Source organism: Nitrospira tepida (genome assembly GCF_947241125.1).
GTDB classification, from domain to species: domain Bacteria; phylum Nitrospirota; class Nitrospiria; order Nitrospirales; family Nitrospiraceae; genus Nitrospira_G; species Nitrospira_G tepida.
Genome location: NZ_OX365700.1, coordinates 1,579,768 through 1,595,806, shown reverse-complemented (window position 1 = coordinate 1,595,806; position 16,039 = coordinate 1,579,768). Strand labels below are relative to the sequence as shown.

The following is a 16,039-nucleotide window of genomic DNA, read 5'->3' as shown; positions in this document are numbered from 1 at the left end:
TGGCCTGCCTGCAGGGCTGCGGGCAGGCAGACAGGCGCTGCTGCTTCTGGAACTCTGGCGGCGGTCTTTCAGACATGCGGAATGAGATGACCAACAGCCGGCATTTGGCGATAATGCTGGGCATGCGCTGGAGATGACAATGGAGAACAGGCCATGAAGACGTACAAAGGCATCGTGAAAGGCAACACGGTGGTGCTCAAGGACAAACTGGATGTGGCGACGGGACTGAGGCCCTCGTGCTCGTGAAGGCCACGGAGGAAGAAGAACAGGACATCATCAACCGCCAAAAAGCCATGCTGGAAACTGGATTTGCGATGGGGAAGCTCCAGTATCGGAAGCGAGACGAGCTGCATGAGGATAGAGAATAGGTTTATTGCCGTGGAGGAACCTAACGATGAAAGTTTACAGAGGAGTCATCAAAGGCAACACGATTGTCTTAGAAGAGAGGCCTGACTTGCCGGATGAGTGTCAGGCTCTAGTCGAGATCAAGCCGCTCGATCAGGCCGCAAAAGACAACGAGATCACGAAGCGCCAGATTGAACTGTTGAAGCACCCGCATAAGGGTGGAAGGCTGCGCTACCGCCGCCGCGAGGAACTTTATGACCGCTGGTGAGCGGCTTATTGATACCACTGTTCTGGTTCACGCCTACGTGCATTTGGACGCACGAAAGCAGACTGTCGCGCAAGCCCTTGTCCTCGCCATTTGGAATGACGGCGGCGGGCTCACAACCATACAAAACCTGTGCGAGTTCTTCGCTGTTGCGACGAGCAAGATCGAACGCCCCATGCCGGTTGATCAGGCTGGACGCATCGTGAAAGAAATCCTCGGTTCGACGAAGTGGCGCGTCCTGGATCGGCGTCCGGGAACCGTTGTCCAGGCCATCGAGTTGGTTATACTCCATCGTGCCTCCTTCTGGGACGCAGAGGGGGCTCCGGAAATTCGGACAGTGTGGTAAGTGGTAGCCTGGCTTCACCACCGCCACCGCGAGGTGGCCGACGAGAGGAGCGAGGCAATGAAACGCACGAGACGGAATCATGGCGCCACCTTCAAGGCGCAGGTCGCATTGGCCGCGGTCAAAGGCGACAAGACGCTCGCCGAGTTGGCCGAGCAATTCAGCGTCCACCCCACTCAGATCACCGAATGGAAGCAGCAACTGGTGGGCCGGGCGGCGGACGTGTTTGGCGGGACGAAACCGTCGTCGGAGGCACCGGATCTCAAGACGCTTCATGCGAAGATCGGGCAACTGGCGTTGGAGAATGATTTTTTAGAAGGCGCGCTCATCAAGGCGGGCTTGCTGAGCGCAAAGCGATGATCGATCGCACGCATCAATTACCAATCGGGCGGCAATGCCAACTGCTGAAGCTGGCCCGGTCCACGGTCTACTACCAGCCCGTGCCGGTGTCGTCGGAGACGCTGGCCCTGATGCGCCGGGTTGACGAACTGCATCTGCAGTATCCGTTTGCCGGCGCCCGGATGCTCCGGGATGTCCTCCGGGGCGAGGGCCATGGAGTCGGACGGCGCCATGTGGCGACGCTGATGCGGCGCATGGGGATCACGGCAGTCTACCGCAAACCCCGCACCAGTCACCGGCATCCCGCCCACCGGATCTATCCCTATCTGCTGCGCCAGCTCACGATCACGCGTCCGAACCACGTGTGGGCGGCGGATATCACCTACATCCCGATGCAGCGCGGCTTCGTCTATCTCTGTGCGATCCTGGACTGGGCCAGTCGCCGGGTGCTGGCGTGGCGGCTGTCCAATACGTTGACGACGGACTTCTGCGTGGAAGCCGTGCGGGAGGCGATCACCCGGTATGGTTGCCCGGAGATCTTCAACACCGATCAAGGCTGTCAGTTCACCAGTCAGGAATTCACCGGGCTTCTGACAGCCCACGGCATTCAGATCAGTATGGATGGAACCGGGCGTTGGCGCGACAATGTGTTCGTCGAACGGCTGTGGCGGAGCCTCAAATATGAAGAGGTCTATCTCCACGCCTACGAGACCGTTACCAAGGCCCAACAGGGGTTAGGACGCTACCTGACTTTCTATAACCAGACGAGACCCCATCGGGCTCTTGACGGGCGGACGCCGGATCGCGTGTACTTTGACAACCTGCCCGCACGGCACACTGCCGCGTAGGCAAAACACCGCGAGGCGCCACTTAAGAACTGAAAGATTCTGTCCAAACAAGCGGAGCCACCTCACGTTTTGATAGCCGCCTGCATGCTGGAGCATGGCATCGGCAGTATCGTGACCGAGAATGAGAGGGACTTCAAAAAGATTCCTGGCATGACCGTCATCAATCCGTTCAAGGCTCACCTTAAGCGACACGATTAGGGTTTGGCTGTACACGCTTGCTTTCGACGGTGCGGTGCGGCCGCTGGTGGAGACTGGGCAGAGGTTCTTGAAAGGGGCTCAGGCGTCTGGCTCATGCTCGATGGCGGCGAAGCCGGCATTGACCCGCATGCTTTCCTTGCGGACCTTCCTGGAAGCGCCAGCGAGGCGCTTGGCAGGAGGATCAGCACCGGATTTACGACGCGCCTCGTTCTGGTGCTCACAGCGGAGATCCTTGGTTAGCGAGCATTCGCCCTTGAGGAATCCTGTAGCTGCAGTAATTGGATCTGGAGGAACTGGTTTACGTTTGGCGCACATTGCGTTCCTTTCTTGACCCAGAACGTACCCAATCTACAAGTCGCGGTCAATTTCTTGGACGCGGCACAAGTTGGAGCGCGGCTATGAACCCACCAGCGCCTGAACCTAATCCCCTGCCCCGTATCCATCCCGAAGTCGCGGCGCCTGAGGCCGCACGCGAACTGCCGCCTGCGCAGATCAACCTCTTCACTGGAGAGCCGGAAGCGGTGGTCGTGCCGATCGAGACCGAGCCACCCGATGGCGAGGAGCGGATCATCGATGAGGGCATTCGGATGGTGAAAACCGGCGATACCTCGCAGGTGGTGCTGTCCGGCTTCGGCATGTATCTCTCGAAGAAGAGCGAGCGGCTGTTGGTACGGCAAGGGAAGACGGTGGTTTACGAGTTTCCCTTGTTTCGCTTGAGCGAAGTCGTGGTGGCCTCACGTGGGGTGTCGTTGTCTTCGGATTTGATCGAGGAACTGTGCCAGCGCGGCATTCGCCTGAGCTTTCTCACTGGCGGTGGGAAGCCCTATGCCATGCTGAGTTCTCCCATGTTGACCGCCACGGTGATCTCGCGTCGCGAACAGTTGGCGGCCATTGCGGATGAACGGGGGGTCGAGTTCGCCAAGTTGATTGTGACCGGGAAGCTCACGAACCAGGAACGGCTGCTCCGCTATTTCGGCAAATATCTCAAGCAGGCTGATCCGGAACGATTCGCGCGCGTGGATCGGCTCGCGGATCAGATTGCGGAGCTGCGGCCGGCAGTCCAGCGGATCGCGGGTCAGCGCATCGACGACGTCCGGGATTCGTTGATGGGCTACGAGGGCACCGGAGGACGGCTTTATTGGGACGGCGTCAAAGAGATTATCGGCCAACGCGGCGAATTCATGGGACGCGAACATCGCGGCGCCACCGACGCCGTGAACGCGCTGTTGAATTACGGCTACGGCATCCTCTATTCCCAGGTCTGGGGCGCCGTGCTCAATGCCGGGCTGGAGCCCTTCGCCGGCTTCCTCCACGTCGATCGTCCCGGCAAGCCCTCATTGGTGCTGGATCTGGTCGAGGAATTTCGGCAGCCGGTGGTCGATCGGACCGTGATCGCTCATATCAATCTCGGGGAGGCCGTGACCTTGAAGGCCGGCATGTTGGATGAAGAGACCCGCTCGCGCTACGCGGCCAAGATTCTCGAACGGCTGGAGTCCACCGAGACCGTGAAAGGCAAGAAATACCAGATCAAGTCGATCATCCAGATGCAGGCGCGCAGTCTCTGTACGTTCCTGCGCCGGGAAGGCGCCTATCAGCCGTTTGGGTTCAAGTGGTGAGACCGCTGTCCGCAACCCGCTGTCGGCAACATGAGACGGGCATGGATGCGCAGAGGGGCCAGAACCTGAACATCGCTGAAGGAGCGGGCTGCGATTCAGAAACCGACTTCAGGCGCTTTCTTTGGTACGCTTATCACTCCGTCCATGAGGTGGTGACGTGTCTTGAGCTGGCGAGGCGGCTTAAACTGTTCTCCGATGGAGTCGGGAATTTGGATTACTTGCTCGACGCAGGGGATAAGCTGGCAGCGATGATTTACCGATTCATCACACGGCTTGAACCCCACCGCAAACCTGCACCAAGCAAAACGCGGCGGGCGGGCAGCGGATAGCGGACGGCGGATAACGGATAACGGACCGTGGAGGAAATCACCACGTATGTTTTGTACGATATTCCCGATGATGCGGTGCGAACGAAGATTGCCGAGGTGTGCAAAGACTACGGGTTGGCGCGCATCCAATTCAGTGCCTTTGCGGGTACGCTGACCCGCAATAAACGAGAAGAATTGTTCCTCCGGTTACGCGACACGCTAGGCGAACGGCCGGGAAAAATCCTTCTTCAACCCGTGTGCGAGAAAGACATCCGGGTCGGATTGCGCGTGGAGAACGACGATGCCGAGACCGAATCCGCATCCGGCGAAGCTGATGCTGCGGGTGAACGATCTGAAGCAGTATGAGTACTGCCCTCGTGTCGTCTATTACCAGTACGTGATGCCCGTCGAGCGAAAGGCGACCTTCAAGATGGAGCATGGGAAGTCGGCGGAGGCCCGCCTGGACATGCTCGAGCAACGGCGAGGTGTGCAGCGATACGGATTGCCTGATGGAGAGCGCCGCTTTCATGTGTGGCTCAGTTCCTCGGTCCTCGGACTGTCCGGCAAGCTGGACCTGTTGATTGAATCCTCCACGGGGCGGTATCCGGTGGATTTCAAGGAAACGACGGGGCCGGTGCGCTCCAACCATCTGCTGCAACTCTGCGGATACGCCATGCTTGTGGAAGAGGCGTATCACCATCCGGTTCCGCGCGGATTCATTTATCTGATTCCGACGAACAGTATCGAACCGGTGGAGATGACCGATGAGCTCAGAGCGAAGACCGTCGTGGCGCTCGATCGGATTCGTGAAATGATTCTGTCGCAACGGGTCCCGGCCGCCACGGAGGTCAGCTCGCGCTGCACCGATTGCGAGTATCGGAATTACTGCGGGGATGTGTTTTGAGCGGCAGTCCGCAGACCGTTGTCCGGTTTCCGCTGACGGAGGCGGGGCTCGGGAAGCGGATCACGGGTCGCGGATTGCGCGAAGTGGGTTTTCGCAAACCACCCAGGTTTTTCGACAATCGAGGGGTTTTCGATGAATCGACTTGGCGCCTGGTTGAATTGTCATTGTTTATTAAGGGCTTCGTGAGCGGTTGAAGAGTCCTTCCCGATGAAGAGGGAACTGAAAGACGGCCTGGTGAACGGACGCGATGATCTCCTTCGCGGTTGAAGAGTCCTTCCCGATGAAGAGGGAACTGAAAGAAGAGAGAAAGTAGGTGATGTCCACCACCTGATCCCGGTTGAAGAGTCCTTCCCGATGAAGAGGGAACTGAAAGGTGAACTGAGAAAGTGGGGCATCAATGGTGACTTTGTTGAAGAGTCCTTCCCGATGAAGAGGGAACTGAAAGCTACAACCGAGTGGTGCGCGATCGTGGATGGGAAGTTGAAGAGTCCTTCCCGATGAAGAGGGAACTGAAAGGGAGAAACTCTCTGTGGCTCCGGGGAAGGTGGACAGTTGAAGAGTCCTTCCCGATGAAGAGGGAACTGAAAGGATGTGTATCAAGCGTTTGATGGTGTATTCGCGCCGGTTGAAGAGTCCTTCCCGATGAAGAGGGAACTGAAAGACCAGCAGCACCTTCCCTTCGCCCCACTGTTCCACGTTGAAGAGTCCTTCCCGATGAAGAGGGAACTGAAAGTGTGGTGTCGCGTGAGGTAGCAGAACGTCTTGTCCCCGTTGAAGAGTCCTTCCCGATGAAGAGGGAACTGAAAGGTATGATTAGCCACACTAACGCAAGTAACAAGGCAGTTGAAGAGTCCTTCCCGATGAAGAGGGAACTGAAAGGGGCTCGGCATCCTATGGTAAATGAGGATTTTTCAAGTTGAAGAGTCCTTCCCGATGAAGAGGGAACTGAAAGTGTTCCGCATGTCTTCCAGGTGGGCCTTCTTGAGGTGTTGAAGAGTCCTTCCCGATGAAGAGGGAACTGAAAGCACAATAAATTTCGGTGTCTCGTTCATGTTGGTAGTTGAAGAGTCCTTCCCGATGAAGAGGGAACTGAAAGATGGATGACCTGCCTCGGGATCACTGGTACGCCTACGGTTGAAGAGTCCTTCCCGATGAAGAGGGAACTGAAAGCGGTCGAATTTACCCCGACCATCACGATCGGCTCGAAGTTGAAGAGTCCTTCCCGATGAAGAGGGAACTGAAAGTGAAAATCCAGTGCGAGAAATCCGTAAGGGCTTCCTGTTGAAGAGTCCTTCCCGATGAAGAGGGAACTGAAAGAGGGATTCTCCTGACGCGGCCATTCAACGCCGACAGTTGAAGAGTCCTTCCCGATGAAGAGGGAACTGAAAGAGATAGTACGACCCGCCCACGATGGCCCCGCTATAGTTGAAGAGTCCTTCCCGATGAAGAGGGAACTGAAAGTCCAGCGCAAGGAACGCTTGGTTGATGAGTTCTTCGTTGAAGAGTCCTTCCCGATGAAGAGGGAACTGAAAGGACCAACATGGACCATCCCTACATGCGTCATCCGATGTTGAAGAGTCCTTCCCGATGAAGAGGGAACTGAAAGAACAGTCGGACCCATCAGACAACCACGCAATAAATTGTTGAAGAGTCCTTCCCGATGAAGAGGGAACTGAAAGGTCTCAGGCGCGGCGCGAGCTGCTCCGCGTCACCTTGTTGAAGAGTCCTTCCCGATGAAGAGGGAACTGAAAGTAGGTGTCCTTCTAGGGAAGGGCCTATCTGGGGTGGTTGAAGAGTCCTTCCCGATGAAGAGGGAACTGAAAGACGCGAGGAAGTAGGTGATGTCTACCACCTGATCCGAGTTGAAGAGTCCTTCCCGATGAAGAGGGAACTGAAAGAGAGGAATTGCTTTCGGAGCGGAGCGAGAGGCGAGAAGTTGAAGAGTCCTTCCCGATGAAGAGGGAACTGAAAGGATCGACTTCGGATTCCCCTTCCCACGTCGCCGGGTCGTTGAAGAGTCCTTCCCGATGAAGAGGGAACTGAAAGACGCAATCCGGTCTTCGGCCTCTTTCCCCGGCTGGCAGTTGAAGAGTCCTTCCCGATGAAGAGGGAACTGAAAGCGGTCGAATTTACCCCGACCATCACGATCGGCTCGAAGTTGAAGAGTCCTTCCCGATGAAGAGGGAACTGAAAGACGCAGCCCTCCGTTCTGACATTCTCTGCACCATCGTTGAAGAGTCCTTCCCGATGAAGAGGGAACTGAAAGCTTTCAGGCTGGCACGGCTCGCAGCCGCCCACACCCGGTTGAAGAGTCCTTCCCGATGAAGAGGGAACTGAAAGTTCAAGATACCGTGCCGCGCACGTTCGGCAACAGAGTTGAAGAGTCCTTCCCGATGAAGAGGGAACTGAAAGGATCTACCTCCGGCAGGTGGAGCGTGAGCTGCTGCCCGTTGAAGAGTCCTTCCCGATGAAGAGGGAACTGAAAGATCGTCACGGCACGTGGCCCCAACCCAGCTCCCACGGTTGAAGAGTCCTTCCCGATGAAGAGGGAACTGAAAGGCACGAACACCGAATCTGTATCGACATAGAGCAGCCGTTGAAGAGTCCTTCCCGATGAAGAGGGAACTGAAAGTAGCGATATATCTGGATGGCGTTGATACGTCACATGGTTGAAGAGTCCTTCCCGATGAAGAGGGAACTGAAAGGATGCGAGCGTGATAGGCGCGGACCAAGTCAGCCGCCGTTGAAGAGTCCTTCCCGATGAAGAGGGAACTGAAAGGCCGGAAGCCGACAAGGCGGGTATTCCGATCTATCGGTTGAAGAGTCCTTCCCGATGAAGAGGGAACTGAAAGGATTGATCGGCGCATCCCCCCAGGGCTCCTCGACTCGTTGAAGAGTCCTTCCCGATGAAGAGGGAACTGAAAGGTTGGGTGAGCCCGCGATCCTTCCTGGCCCACTTAATCGTTGAAGAGTCCTTCCCGATGAAGAGGGAACTGAAAGGACGCTCGCGCGCATCGTCCTGCCGCGCATTCCGGCGTTGAAGAGTCCTTCCCGATGAAGAGGGAACTGAAAGTTCCTGAAAATCCAGATTGTGGATATTCCTTCATAACGTTGAAGAGTCCTTCCCGATGAAGAGGGAACTGAAAGGAGACAATGCCCCCGGCTTGAGCAAAGACTGACTGGGTTGAAGAGTCCTTCCCGATGAAGAGGGAACTGAAAGGTCTCACCGTTGCGGCTAGTCTCACCGCTGAGGGTGTTGAAGAGTCCTTCCCGATGAAGAGGGAACTGAAAGAGACAAGCTGTTTGAGTGGGCCTGGCCGCATATCCGGCGTTGAAGAGTCCTTCCCGATGAAGAGGGAACTGAAAGCACGGACTTGGGCCTGTCGCCCAGTCCGCAGCCGAGTTGAAGAGTCCTTCCCGATGAAGAGGGAACTGAAAGTGGATCAACATCTCAGACCAGCAACACGTCTCGTCGGTTGAAGAGTCCTTCCCGATGAAGAGGGAACTGAAAGGCTGAGCATGCCGGATAGCAGCATGCAAACGACAACCGTGAAGAGTCCTTCCCGATGAAGAGGGAACTGAAAGCACAAACCTGGCCGAATGAGCCGAGTGGATCTACGCGTGAAGAGTCCTTCCCGATGAAGAGGGAACTGAAAGGCCGGTCCCGGAGCCACTTCTGGGGCCAGCATTTCGGTTGAAGAGTCCTTCCCGATGAAGAGGGAACTGAAAGAACTTCGGCATCTGCGCCCACGCCAGCACCATCGACCGTGAAGAGTCCTTCCCGATGAAGAGGGAACTGAAAGAACGATTTGTAGGCGGTTGTCCCCATGCGATCCTCCCGTGAAGAGTCCTTCCCGATGAAGAGGGAACTGAAAGGCAATCAACTATTCCGGCAAGCCAACCTCGTCCCACGTGAAGAGTCCTTCCCGATGAAGAGGGAACTGAAAGCTGTCAGATGGAAAGGTCAATCATTCCTGGTACGCGCGTGAAGAGTCCTTCCCGATGAAGAGGGAACTGAAAGCCTCTCTCTGTTCCACGCTCTGCAACCGTGGGGCGAACGTGAAGAGTCCTTCCCGATGAAGAGGGAACTGAAAGACTCCGCTGAGATACGGATTGTTGGAATACGGCCGCACGTGAAGAGTCCTTCCCGATGAAGAGGGAACTGAAAGCATGGCCCGCCGGCTTGCCGTGGCGGCCGTTTAAGGCGTGAAGAGTCCTTCCCGATGAAGAGGGAACTGAAAGGCTGTTTCAGCTTGTCTTTCAGAGATGCTGCATGCCGTGAAGAGTCCTTCCCGATGAAGAGGGAACTGAAAGGTGCGAAGCCCAATCGTGATACGGCGCAACCAGGGGAAATGAAGGTCTTTATCCGCGGGCGCAAGGAAGAAGGCTACGCCTGAAGAGCCGATGGCACACGAAGTGCGGATAATAAGAAGACAAACGCTGAAGGATCTCTTCGCGGGGCGCAATGACGATAAATTCAAGAATAGCCCCGCGGCTCAAGCGAAGGTTGATAGTTAAACCAAGAGAACGGATTCACTGAAGGTGTTTATCCGGCGCCGCAAGGAAGAGGGCTATCGCCGATGAGGCGCCGGGTCTCACGAAGTGCGGTATGGTGGAGGGCACGGGAGTCGAACCCGCGACCCCTACGTTGCGAACGTAGTGCTCTCCCAACTGAGCTAGCCCCCCACCTTGGGATGCCCGAGTGCCGTCCTTCTTGACCGCAGGCACGGCCGAGGCTGAATTGCCGCGGCGACCAGAACTGCGGAGGAGACGGGGAGGAAGATCGGCACTCGGTGCGTTATTTTCGTGAACGGATTATACACGACCGATCAGGCTTGCCGCTACCGAAACCTGGGTCGGCCTGTCAGGTATTCTCTAGGCCTCATCTTCTCTACCTGCTCAGCCCCAGGTGTCTCACGGCTAGGGATTCAACAGGGAAGTTACTGCCGCCGCCGGCGCCCCCTCCACATGAACCCGCCGGCCCTCCACCCGCAACCGGCCCTCCGCATAGAGTTGCACCGCCCTGGGATAGATCCGGTGTTCTTCGGCTAGAATCCTCGTGGCCAACGTCTCCGGCGTGTCCTGCTCCAAGACCGGAACGGCGGCCTGGACGATGATCGGGCCTTCATCGACCCCCGGCGTGACGAAGTGCACGGTGCAGCCCGCCACCTTGACGCCCCATTCCAGCGCTTTCTTCTGCACATCCAATCCGGGAAAGGCCGGCAGGAGCGACGGATGGATGTTCATCATCCGGTTCTCATAGGCCTGGGTCAGCACCGGCGTCACGATCTTCATGTAGCCGGCCAGCAGCACCAACTCGACCTCGTGCTTGTGCAAGACATCGAGCAACGCCCGATCGTAGGCTTCGCGGCTGTCCGGTTGCCCCGCAAAGGGTTTGGGATCGACGAATACATCCTGAAGGCCATGCCGGCGCGCCCGTTCGAGCGCCTGGGCATCCCGCTTGTTGCTGATCACAACAACGATGTGCGCCTGCAAGGTGCCGGCTTCGATGGCATCGATGATCGCCTGCAGGTTGGACCCGCGCCCGGACGCGAGCACGCCAATCCTGACCCGCTGGCTCTTTCCGTTAACCGACATAGTCCACTCTCCGCTCGACTGCGCTTCCCTGCGCCACCTCGCCGATGATCCAAGCCGTTTCTCCTTCCTGCCTGGCCGACATGACTACCTTCTCGGCCTCCTCTGCCGGGACCACAAGAATCAGACCGATCCCCATATTGAAGACCCGATACATCTCCTCCTCTTCCACCCGGCCGAGGCGCTGAATCAGCGGGAAAATCGGCGGGATGGCCCAAGAACCCCGTCGGATGAGCCCGAGCCTGCCTTGCGGAAAGACACGCGGGAGATTTTCCGTGATCCCTCCTCCGGTGATATGAGCGATGCCCTTGATCCGGTGCGCCGCGATCAGTTTCAAGACGGTTCGGACATAGATGCGCGTCGGGGTCAACAACGTTTCGCCGAGCGAGTGAGCGAGATCATCCACTCGACTCGACACAGTCAGCACGGCGTCATCAAGCAATACCCGGCGCGCCAGCGAAAATCCGTTGCTGTGGAGACCGGTCGAGGCCAAGCCGACCAACAGGTCTCCCGGCACGATATCGTGCCCGTCGATGATCTTCTGCCGGTCCACCACGCCCACGGCAAACCCGGCCAGGTCGTATTCTCCATCGGGATAGAACGAGGGCATCTCCGCCGTCTCGCCCCCGATCAGCGCGCACCCGGCCTGCCGGCACCCTTCCGCAATTCCCCGCACCACCGTCTCCGCGACACCGATCGCCAATTTTCCCGTGGCAAAGTAATCGAGAAAGAACAGCGGCTCGGCCCCGCTCACGGCGATATCGTTCACCGACATGGCCACGAGATCGATCCCGACCGTGTCGTGTTTGTCCATCAGGAAGGCGATCTTGAGCTTGGTCCCCACGCCGTCCGTACCGGACACCAACACCGGCTCCCGATACCGCGATGGATCGAACCGGAACAGCCCTCCGAATCCCCCAAGATCGGTCAGGACTTCCGGGCGAAAGGTCGAGCGGACCAGCGGCGTGATCCGGCGGACAAACTCGTTGCCCGCCTCGATGTCGACACCTGCTTGTCGGTACGTGGCCACGGGAGGCGCATCTTAACGGAGGGAATCTATCCGGTCAACGCATATGGAGCGTCACTGAACATCATCAGTCATTCGTAACAGAAAGGGGAATCGATCATCTCGCCATTCCACCATTGACAAATGACGATGGACCATCGACGATTCTAACGCGCCAACTCCACCAACGTCTCCAGATGGGCGGTGCGGGGGAACATGTCGAAGGATTGGAGGCGGACAATTCGATACCCTCCGTCGAGCAGGCGCCGCAGGTCCCGCGCGAGCGTCGGCGGATCACAGGAGACATAGAGCAGCCGCGCATGGTCGGCGCGAAGCAGACCCTGCACACAATCCCGGTTCAGGCCCGTGCGGGGAGGATCGAGCAGAATCACGTCGTACTCCATCGATGGTTCCGCGGTCAGAAATTGCTCAACCGGCGCCACCCGAAACCGGCAGCGCCCGATGTGATTGCCCTTGGCGGCCCTTCTCGCGTCGGCCGAGGCCCAAGGATTGCTCTCCACCATGGTGACCAACGAACCCCGCTTGGCCAGCGGCAAGCCCAGCGTGCCGATGCCGGCAAAGAGTTCCAGGACCCGCAGGCCGACCGTTGGCTCCGTCCATTCGATGACCGTTTGGACCAAGGATTGGGTGACGGCCCAGTTTGACTGCATGAACGAGCGATCGCCGATCCGGAACAGCAGGTCGTCCAACCGTTCGGCGATCCAATCCTGCCCCTCCACCCACCGTTGCTCCCGCCCGCCTCGCTCACCGAGTACCACAAGCCCCACCAGGTCGGGCAGGTCTTGAGCCAGGTCCGTCACGCGGCCGATGGCCCGTTGATGAGCGGCATCGGTACGGACAATCATCAGCGTCTGATCGAACGTCGAGGAGGCCCGCAGTTCGATCGAATGCACCAGGCAGCCCAGCGAGGCCATGGCGCCGAGTCGAGTTTGGATCACGCGCACCTGTTCCCGCAGGACGGTCGTCAGCAGAAGACAATCCGTCGCCGCAACCAGCCGGACCGACCCTTCCTCGTGAAACCCCAGCGCAAAGCCGTTGCCCCGGCGCAACAGACCGAACCGCACGACCCCGCGACTCCCGTATTCCGACGGAGAAGGCACGACCTCCGGCATCGGCAGCCCGTCGATCTTGCCGACCCGCTTCAGCGTCTCCAGCAGGATTTCCTTTTTCCAATGCAGCTCGCTCCCGTAGTGCAGGTGCTGGAATTGACAGCCCCCGCAGCGGCCGTAGACCTCGCAAGGAGCCGCCACGCGATCCGCCGAGGCCCTGACCACCCGCTGGACCCAGGCCTCTTGATATTGTCCCCGCGCGGGACCGAGCCGAACCTCCACCTGCTCCCCTGGAGCCGCCCCTCGGACAAAGAGCGTGCGTCCTTCGAGGCGGGCCAGCCCATAGCCACCCTGCACCAGTTTTTCGATGTCCACGACGACCGACTCGCCCATCCGGACAGACCTCCGTCCCGTCACATGGGCGTCGCCCCATGCGCAGGACCACGATTGAACCAAGGGGATAGAACCGCGGAACGTTACTCTGCAATAAGCGCGGCGGTCTCGTCCAGGTGCTTCTTCAGGTAGGCCATGAAGGGGGTTCCACCGGTTCCGACTGCGGTGGGGTTGCTCGATGTCCGCTGGCTCTGCCGCTGAATGTACCGATCGGCATAGTCCAGGTGCGTCTGCCTGAATCGGCAGAGTCCCTGCACGCAGGCGCGAAATCGGTCCCAGAGCCGAGGCTCGCCCTGCCGTCTGTCCAGGGCATATCGATACAACTGTGAGCGTCCCTGGCGATCTCGCAACTGCTCCCAGGCTTCGATGAAGGCGCGATGCCGGGGCGGCATGTAGGTCCGCATCTCGATCAGGTACTGCCGCAGCGGGTCATCCGCATGCACCACGCCGAGCGCGGCGTCCAGCGTCGGCACGATGGAACTCTGGGCCCCGGTCTCTCCCCGGAACTGCTGGGGCTTGCCGCCATAGGCTTCCACGCCCTCATAGAGCAGCCCCTCCGGCAGAGCGGGATGGTCCTTCCATCCGTGGATGTAAGGCCGCACGCGATTGAAATAGATATAGGGATCGCATTGCTCAGGCATGCGGTCGAGAGTTCGGCACATCCCCTCCATGGCGGCCGCAGCGCCCTCCAACCCTTGCAGCACCTCGTCCGACTGATTCAGTTGCGTCGCCTGGAGCGCCCGCGCGAGCCCGGCAAGGGCGGCGCCGGCCCTCGCTTCGATTTCCACATGCACCAGCACGAACCACTCTTCGTCCACTCCACCGAGGAAATTCTGGAGCAGCGAGAGATTGCCCAACTCGATCGGGCGAGTTTGGTCGAGCCGCCGCCAATTATCCAGACAATAGGAGGCATAGGAGAGAACCGGCGGCCTTCCCAATTGCGCCAACACTCGATGCCAGGGCTTGGCCAAGTGGGCGGGCAGTTTCTTAGCCGGATGCTGGGGATGCTCCCACACGTAGGCCTGCCCGGTGAACGACAGGATGCGGGCCGCCGCCCGGTATTCGTCCTCATTCCACCGGCCCTGCTCGTCCGGCCCGCTCACGAGGTGGCTGTTCACATAGTCACGCAACCGGCGCGCGGCCAGCAGCTTGGGCAGCTCGCGGGTCAAGATTTCGAGCGGGGAATCCTGCAAGCCGGGAAAGGTGGCGAGGGGGTCCCGCACCGGGAGAAATCCGCGATCCGCCGAGACCTCGAAGTGGGTCAACTCTATGACTGCGGCATTTTGACGCATAGACGGTAGGCTGCTGGACGTTCCGACATTACTGTTAGTCTAACACCAGCCTTTCTGCGGCTGAAGACATCGCTGAAAAAGGAACGAGGGCCGGCGGCGCGTCGATCGTCAGATCTCCGGCCTGAGATCGATGTTCAGCAGCTTGATCTTCCGGTGCAAGTGGCTCCGTTCGATCCGCAATTCGTCGGCCGTGCGCGAGACATTCCAGCGATTCTCCTTGAGCTTCCGCGTGATGTATTCCTTCTCGAAGGCGTTCCGCGCCTCGCGCAAGGAATCATACTCCTTCAGCACCAGCGACGGCTGCGCCGGAGCCTGCGCCGCGCTCGGCATGGCCGGCCTTACCTGTAGCGCGGCCGCCACATGGTCGACGTCGATCTGGGAGCCCGGCACCATGATCATGAGCCGTTCGGTGAGGTTGCGCAGCTCTCGGATGTTGCCCGGCCAGTCGTACTGCTGCAATTGCTCCATGGCCGCAGGGGTGAGCTGCTTGGTCTTCAGGCCCTGCTCTTCGGAATGGATCTGCATGAAGTGACGGACCAGGAGCGGAATGTCGTCGCGGCGCGATCGAAGCGGCGGCACCGTCACCGGCAAGACGTTCAACCGGTAGTACAGGTCTTCGCGGAAATGCCCCGCCTCGATCTCCTTGGCCAGGTCCTTGTTGGAGGCCGCCAATACCCGCACGTCCACCTTGATCGTCTTGGTCCCACCCACGCGGTTGAACTGCTGTTCCTGCAGGGCGCGCAGCACCTTGGCCTGCGTGGCGAGGCTCATGTCCCCGATCTCGTCCAAGAAGAGGGTTCCGCCGTCCGCCTGTTCGAACTGGCCCCGCTTCTGAGAGGTCGCGCCGCTGAAGGCCCCCTTCTCATGCCCGAACAGTTCGCTTTCGATCAACGTTTCCGGAATGGCGGCGCAGTTGACGGCGACAAAGGGCCGGTCGGCTCTGGGACTGTGCTGATGGATGGCGCGCGCGACCAGCTCCTTTCCGGTACCGTTCTCGCCCGCGATCAGCACCCGGCTGTTGGTCGGCCCCGCCGTCGCAATCAACTCGCGCAGCCGCTGCATGGCGGGGGCCTGCCCGATCAACTCGAATCTGCGCTCGACCTTCGTCCGGAGCGACTGGTTCTCCGCTTCGAGCCGATGCTGATCAAGCGCATGCCGGACCCGAAGGGTCACGTTTTCGAGCGACAGCGGCTTTTCGATATAGTCGTAGGCGCCGAGCTTGATCGCCTTGACGGCCGTCTCGATCGAACCGTGGCCCGACATCATCATCACCTGCGCCTTCGGAAACTGCTCGCGGATCCGGCGCAGGGTTTCGAGCCCGTCCATCTCGGGCATCCAGATGTCCAGGATCGTCAGGTCCGGCTGGTCGCCGGCGATGAGCTTCAAGGCATCAACCCCGCTCTTGGCTACCTGCACCTCATACCCCTCGTCCTCCAGAATCTGCCCGAGGGAATTGAGGATCGCCGCCTCGTCATCCACAATCAGAATCGATTCCGCCATTGACCCCCCGTCAATCG

13 protein-coding genes, 1 tRNA gene and 1 CRISPR repeat array are annotated in these 16,039 nt (G+C 59.0%); of the genes, 6 read left to right on the top strand and 8 right to left on the bottom strand.

Annotated features, from left to right (window positions below; translation table 11 throughout):
• The first annotated feature begins 236 nt into the window (after nt 1-236).
• Nucleotides 237-368, top strand: a complete 132-nt coding sequence (locus tag QWI75_RS07490; RefSeq protein ID WP_289268079.1) for a hypothetical protein — start codon at nt 237-239, stop codon at nt 366-368.
• Between the two features lie 153 nt (nt 369-521).
• On the opposite strand, the gene QWI75_RS07485 is transcribed toward QWI75_RS07490, so the two are convergent.
• On the bottom strand, nt 522-902 hold the full coding sequence (locus QWI75_RS07485) for a hypothetical protein (protein WP_289268078.1): 381 nt from the start codon (nt 900-902) through the stop codon (nt 522-524).
• Nucleotides 903-1,013: 111 nt separating this feature from the next.
• Here QWI75_RS07485 and QWI75_RS07480 point away from each other — a divergent pair.
• Nucleotides 1,014-2,140, top strand: a protein-coding gene (locus tag QWI75_RS07480; protein ID WP_289268077.1) for an IS3 family transposase whose coding sequence is annotated in 2 segments (ribosomal slippage) — nt 1,014-1,260 and nt 1,260-2,140 — 1,128 coding nt in all. Because the reading frame shifts where the segments join, the coding sequence is not laid out codon by codon here.
• A gap of 276 nt (nt 2,141-2,416) precedes the next feature.
• On the opposite strand, the gene QWI75_RS07475 is transcribed toward QWI75_RS07480, so the two are convergent.
• The gene (locus QWI75_RS07475) at nt 2,417-2,653 is read right to left on the bottom strand and encodes a hypothetical protein (protein WP_289268076.1); all 237 of its coding nucleotides are present in this window, start codon (nt 2,651-2,653) and stop codon (nt 2,417-2,419) included.
• A gap of 83 nt (nt 2,654-2,736) precedes the next feature.
• Here QWI75_RS07475 and cas1 point away from each other — a divergent pair, with 83 nt between their 5' ends.
• From cas1 to cas4, 4 genes are read left to right on the top strand one after another with little or no spacing between them, the layout of a single operon-like run.
• The gene (gene cas1 / locus QWI75_RS07470) at nt 2,737-3,954 is read left to right on the top strand and encodes a CRISPR-associated endonuclease Cas1 (protein WP_289268075.1); all 1,218 of its coding nucleotides are present in this window, start codon (nt 2,737-2,739) and stop codon (nt 3,952-3,954) included.
• Nucleotides 3,955-3,995: 41 nt separating this feature from the next.
• The gene (locus QWI75_RS07465) at nt 3,996-4,283 is read left to right on the top strand and encodes a four helix bundle protein (RefSeq protein ID WP_289268074.1); all 288 of its coding nucleotides are present in this window, start codon (nt 3,996-3,998) and stop codon (nt 4,281-4,283) included.
• A gap of 27 nt (nt 4,284-4,310) precedes the next feature.
• Nucleotides 4,311-4,628 carry a CRISPR-associated endonuclease Cas2 gene (cas2, locus tag QWI75_RS07460; RefSeq protein ID WP_289268073.1) on the top strand — a complete coding sequence of 106 codons (318 nt, stop codon included), beginning with the start codon at nt 4,311-4,313 and terminating at the stop codon, nt 4,626-4,628.
• Nucleotides 4,564-5,166 carry a CRISPR-associated protein Cas4 gene (gene cas4, locus QWI75_RS07455; protein WP_289268072.1) on the top strand — a complete coding sequence of 201 codons (603 nt, stop codon included), beginning with the start codon at nt 4,564-4,566 and terminating at the stop codon, nt 5,164-5,166. Before cas2 ends, cas4 begins: the two co-directional genes overlap by 65 nt.
• Nucleotides 5,167-5,355: 189 nt before the next feature.
• Nucleotides 5,356-9,480: a CRISPR direct-repeat array (repeat unit 37 nt; unit sequence GTTGAAGAGTCCTTCCCGATGAAGAGGGAACTGAAAG).
• Between the two features lie 296 nt (nt 9,481-9,776).
• On the opposite strand, the gene QWI75_RS07450 is transcribed toward cas4, so the two are convergent.
• The 6 genes from QWI75_RS07450 to QWI75_RS07425 all read right to left on the bottom strand — a co-directional run bounded on the left by QWI75_RS07450 (nt 9,777) and on the right by QWI75_RS07425 (nt 16,022).
• Nucleotides 9,777-9,852, bottom strand: a tRNA-Ala gene (locus tag QWI75_RS07450).
• A gap of 234 nt (nt 9,853-10,086) precedes the next feature.
• Complete coding sequence (gene purN, locus QWI75_RS07445) at nt 10,087-10,764, bottom strand: phosphoribosylglycinamide formyltransferase (protein ID WP_289268071.1); 678 nt, start codon at nt 10,762-10,764, stop codon at nt 10,087-10,089.
• A complete protein-coding gene (gene purM / locus QWI75_RS07440) occupies nt 10,754-11,791 on the bottom strand; it encodes a phosphoribosylformylglycinamidine cyclo-ligase (RefSeq protein WP_289268070.1) in 1,038 nt (345 codons plus the stop codon). Before purM ends, purN begins: the two co-directional genes overlap by 11 nt.
• A 143-nt stretch (nt 11,792-11,934) precedes the next feature.
• Nucleotides 11,935-13,230: a 23S rRNA (uracil(1939)-C(5))-methyltransferase RlmD gene (gene rlmD, locus QWI75_RS07435; protein WP_289268069.1), complete on the bottom strand. Its 1,296-nt coding sequence runs from the start codon at nt 13,228-13,230 to the stop codon at nt 11,935-11,937.
• Between the two features lie 83 nt (nt 13,231-13,313).
• The gene (locus QWI75_RS07430; RefSeq protein ID WP_289268068.1) at nt 13,314-14,522 is read right to left on the bottom strand and encodes a PrnB family protein; all 1,209 of its coding nucleotides are present in this window, start codon (nt 14,520-14,522) and stop codon (nt 13,314-13,316) included.
• Nucleotides 14,523-14,630: 108 nt separating this feature from the next.
• On the bottom strand, nt 14,631-16,022 hold the full coding sequence (locus tag QWI75_RS07425) for a sigma-54-dependent transcriptional regulator (RefSeq protein ID WP_289268067.1): 1,392 nt from the start codon (nt 16,020-16,022) through the stop codon (nt 14,631-14,633).
• Nucleotides 16,023-16,039: the final 17 nt, after the last annotated feature.

Coding starts and splice junctions, on each gene's coding strand:
- QWI75_RS07485 (WP_289268078.1), bottom strand. CDS start 902: ATGGAGTATAACCAACTCGATGGCCTGGACAACGGTTCCCGGACGCCG.
- QWI75_RS07475 (WP_289268076.1), bottom strand. CDS start 2,653: ATGTGCGCCAAACGTAAACCAGTTCCTCCAGATCCAATTACTGCAGCT.
- cas1 (WP_289268075.1), top strand. CDS start 2,737: ATGAACCCACCAGCGCCTGAACCTAATCCCCTGCCCCGTATCCATCCC.
- QWI75_RS07465 (WP_289268074.1), top strand. CDS start 3,996: ATGGATGCGCAGAGGGGCCAGAACCTGAACATCGCTGAAGGAGCGGGC.
- cas4 (WP_289268072.1), top strand. CDS start 4,564: ATGCCGAGACCGAATCCGCATCCGGCGAAGCTGATGCTGCGGGTGAAC.
- purN (WP_289268071.1), bottom strand. CDS start 10,764: ATGTCGGTTAACGGAAAGAGCCAGCGGGTCAGGATTGGCGTGCTCGCG.
- rlmD (WP_289268069.1), bottom strand. CDS start 13,230: ATGGGCGAGTCGGTCGTCGTGGACATCGAAAAACTGGTGCAGGGTGGC.
- QWI75_RS07430 (WP_289268068.1), bottom strand. CDS start 14,522: ATGCGTCAAAATGCCGCAGTCATAGAGTTGACCCACTTCGAGGTCTCG.
- QWI75_RS07425 (WP_289268067.1), bottom strand. CDS start 16,022: ATGGCGGAATCGATTCTGATTGTGGATGACGAGGCGGCGATCCTCAAT.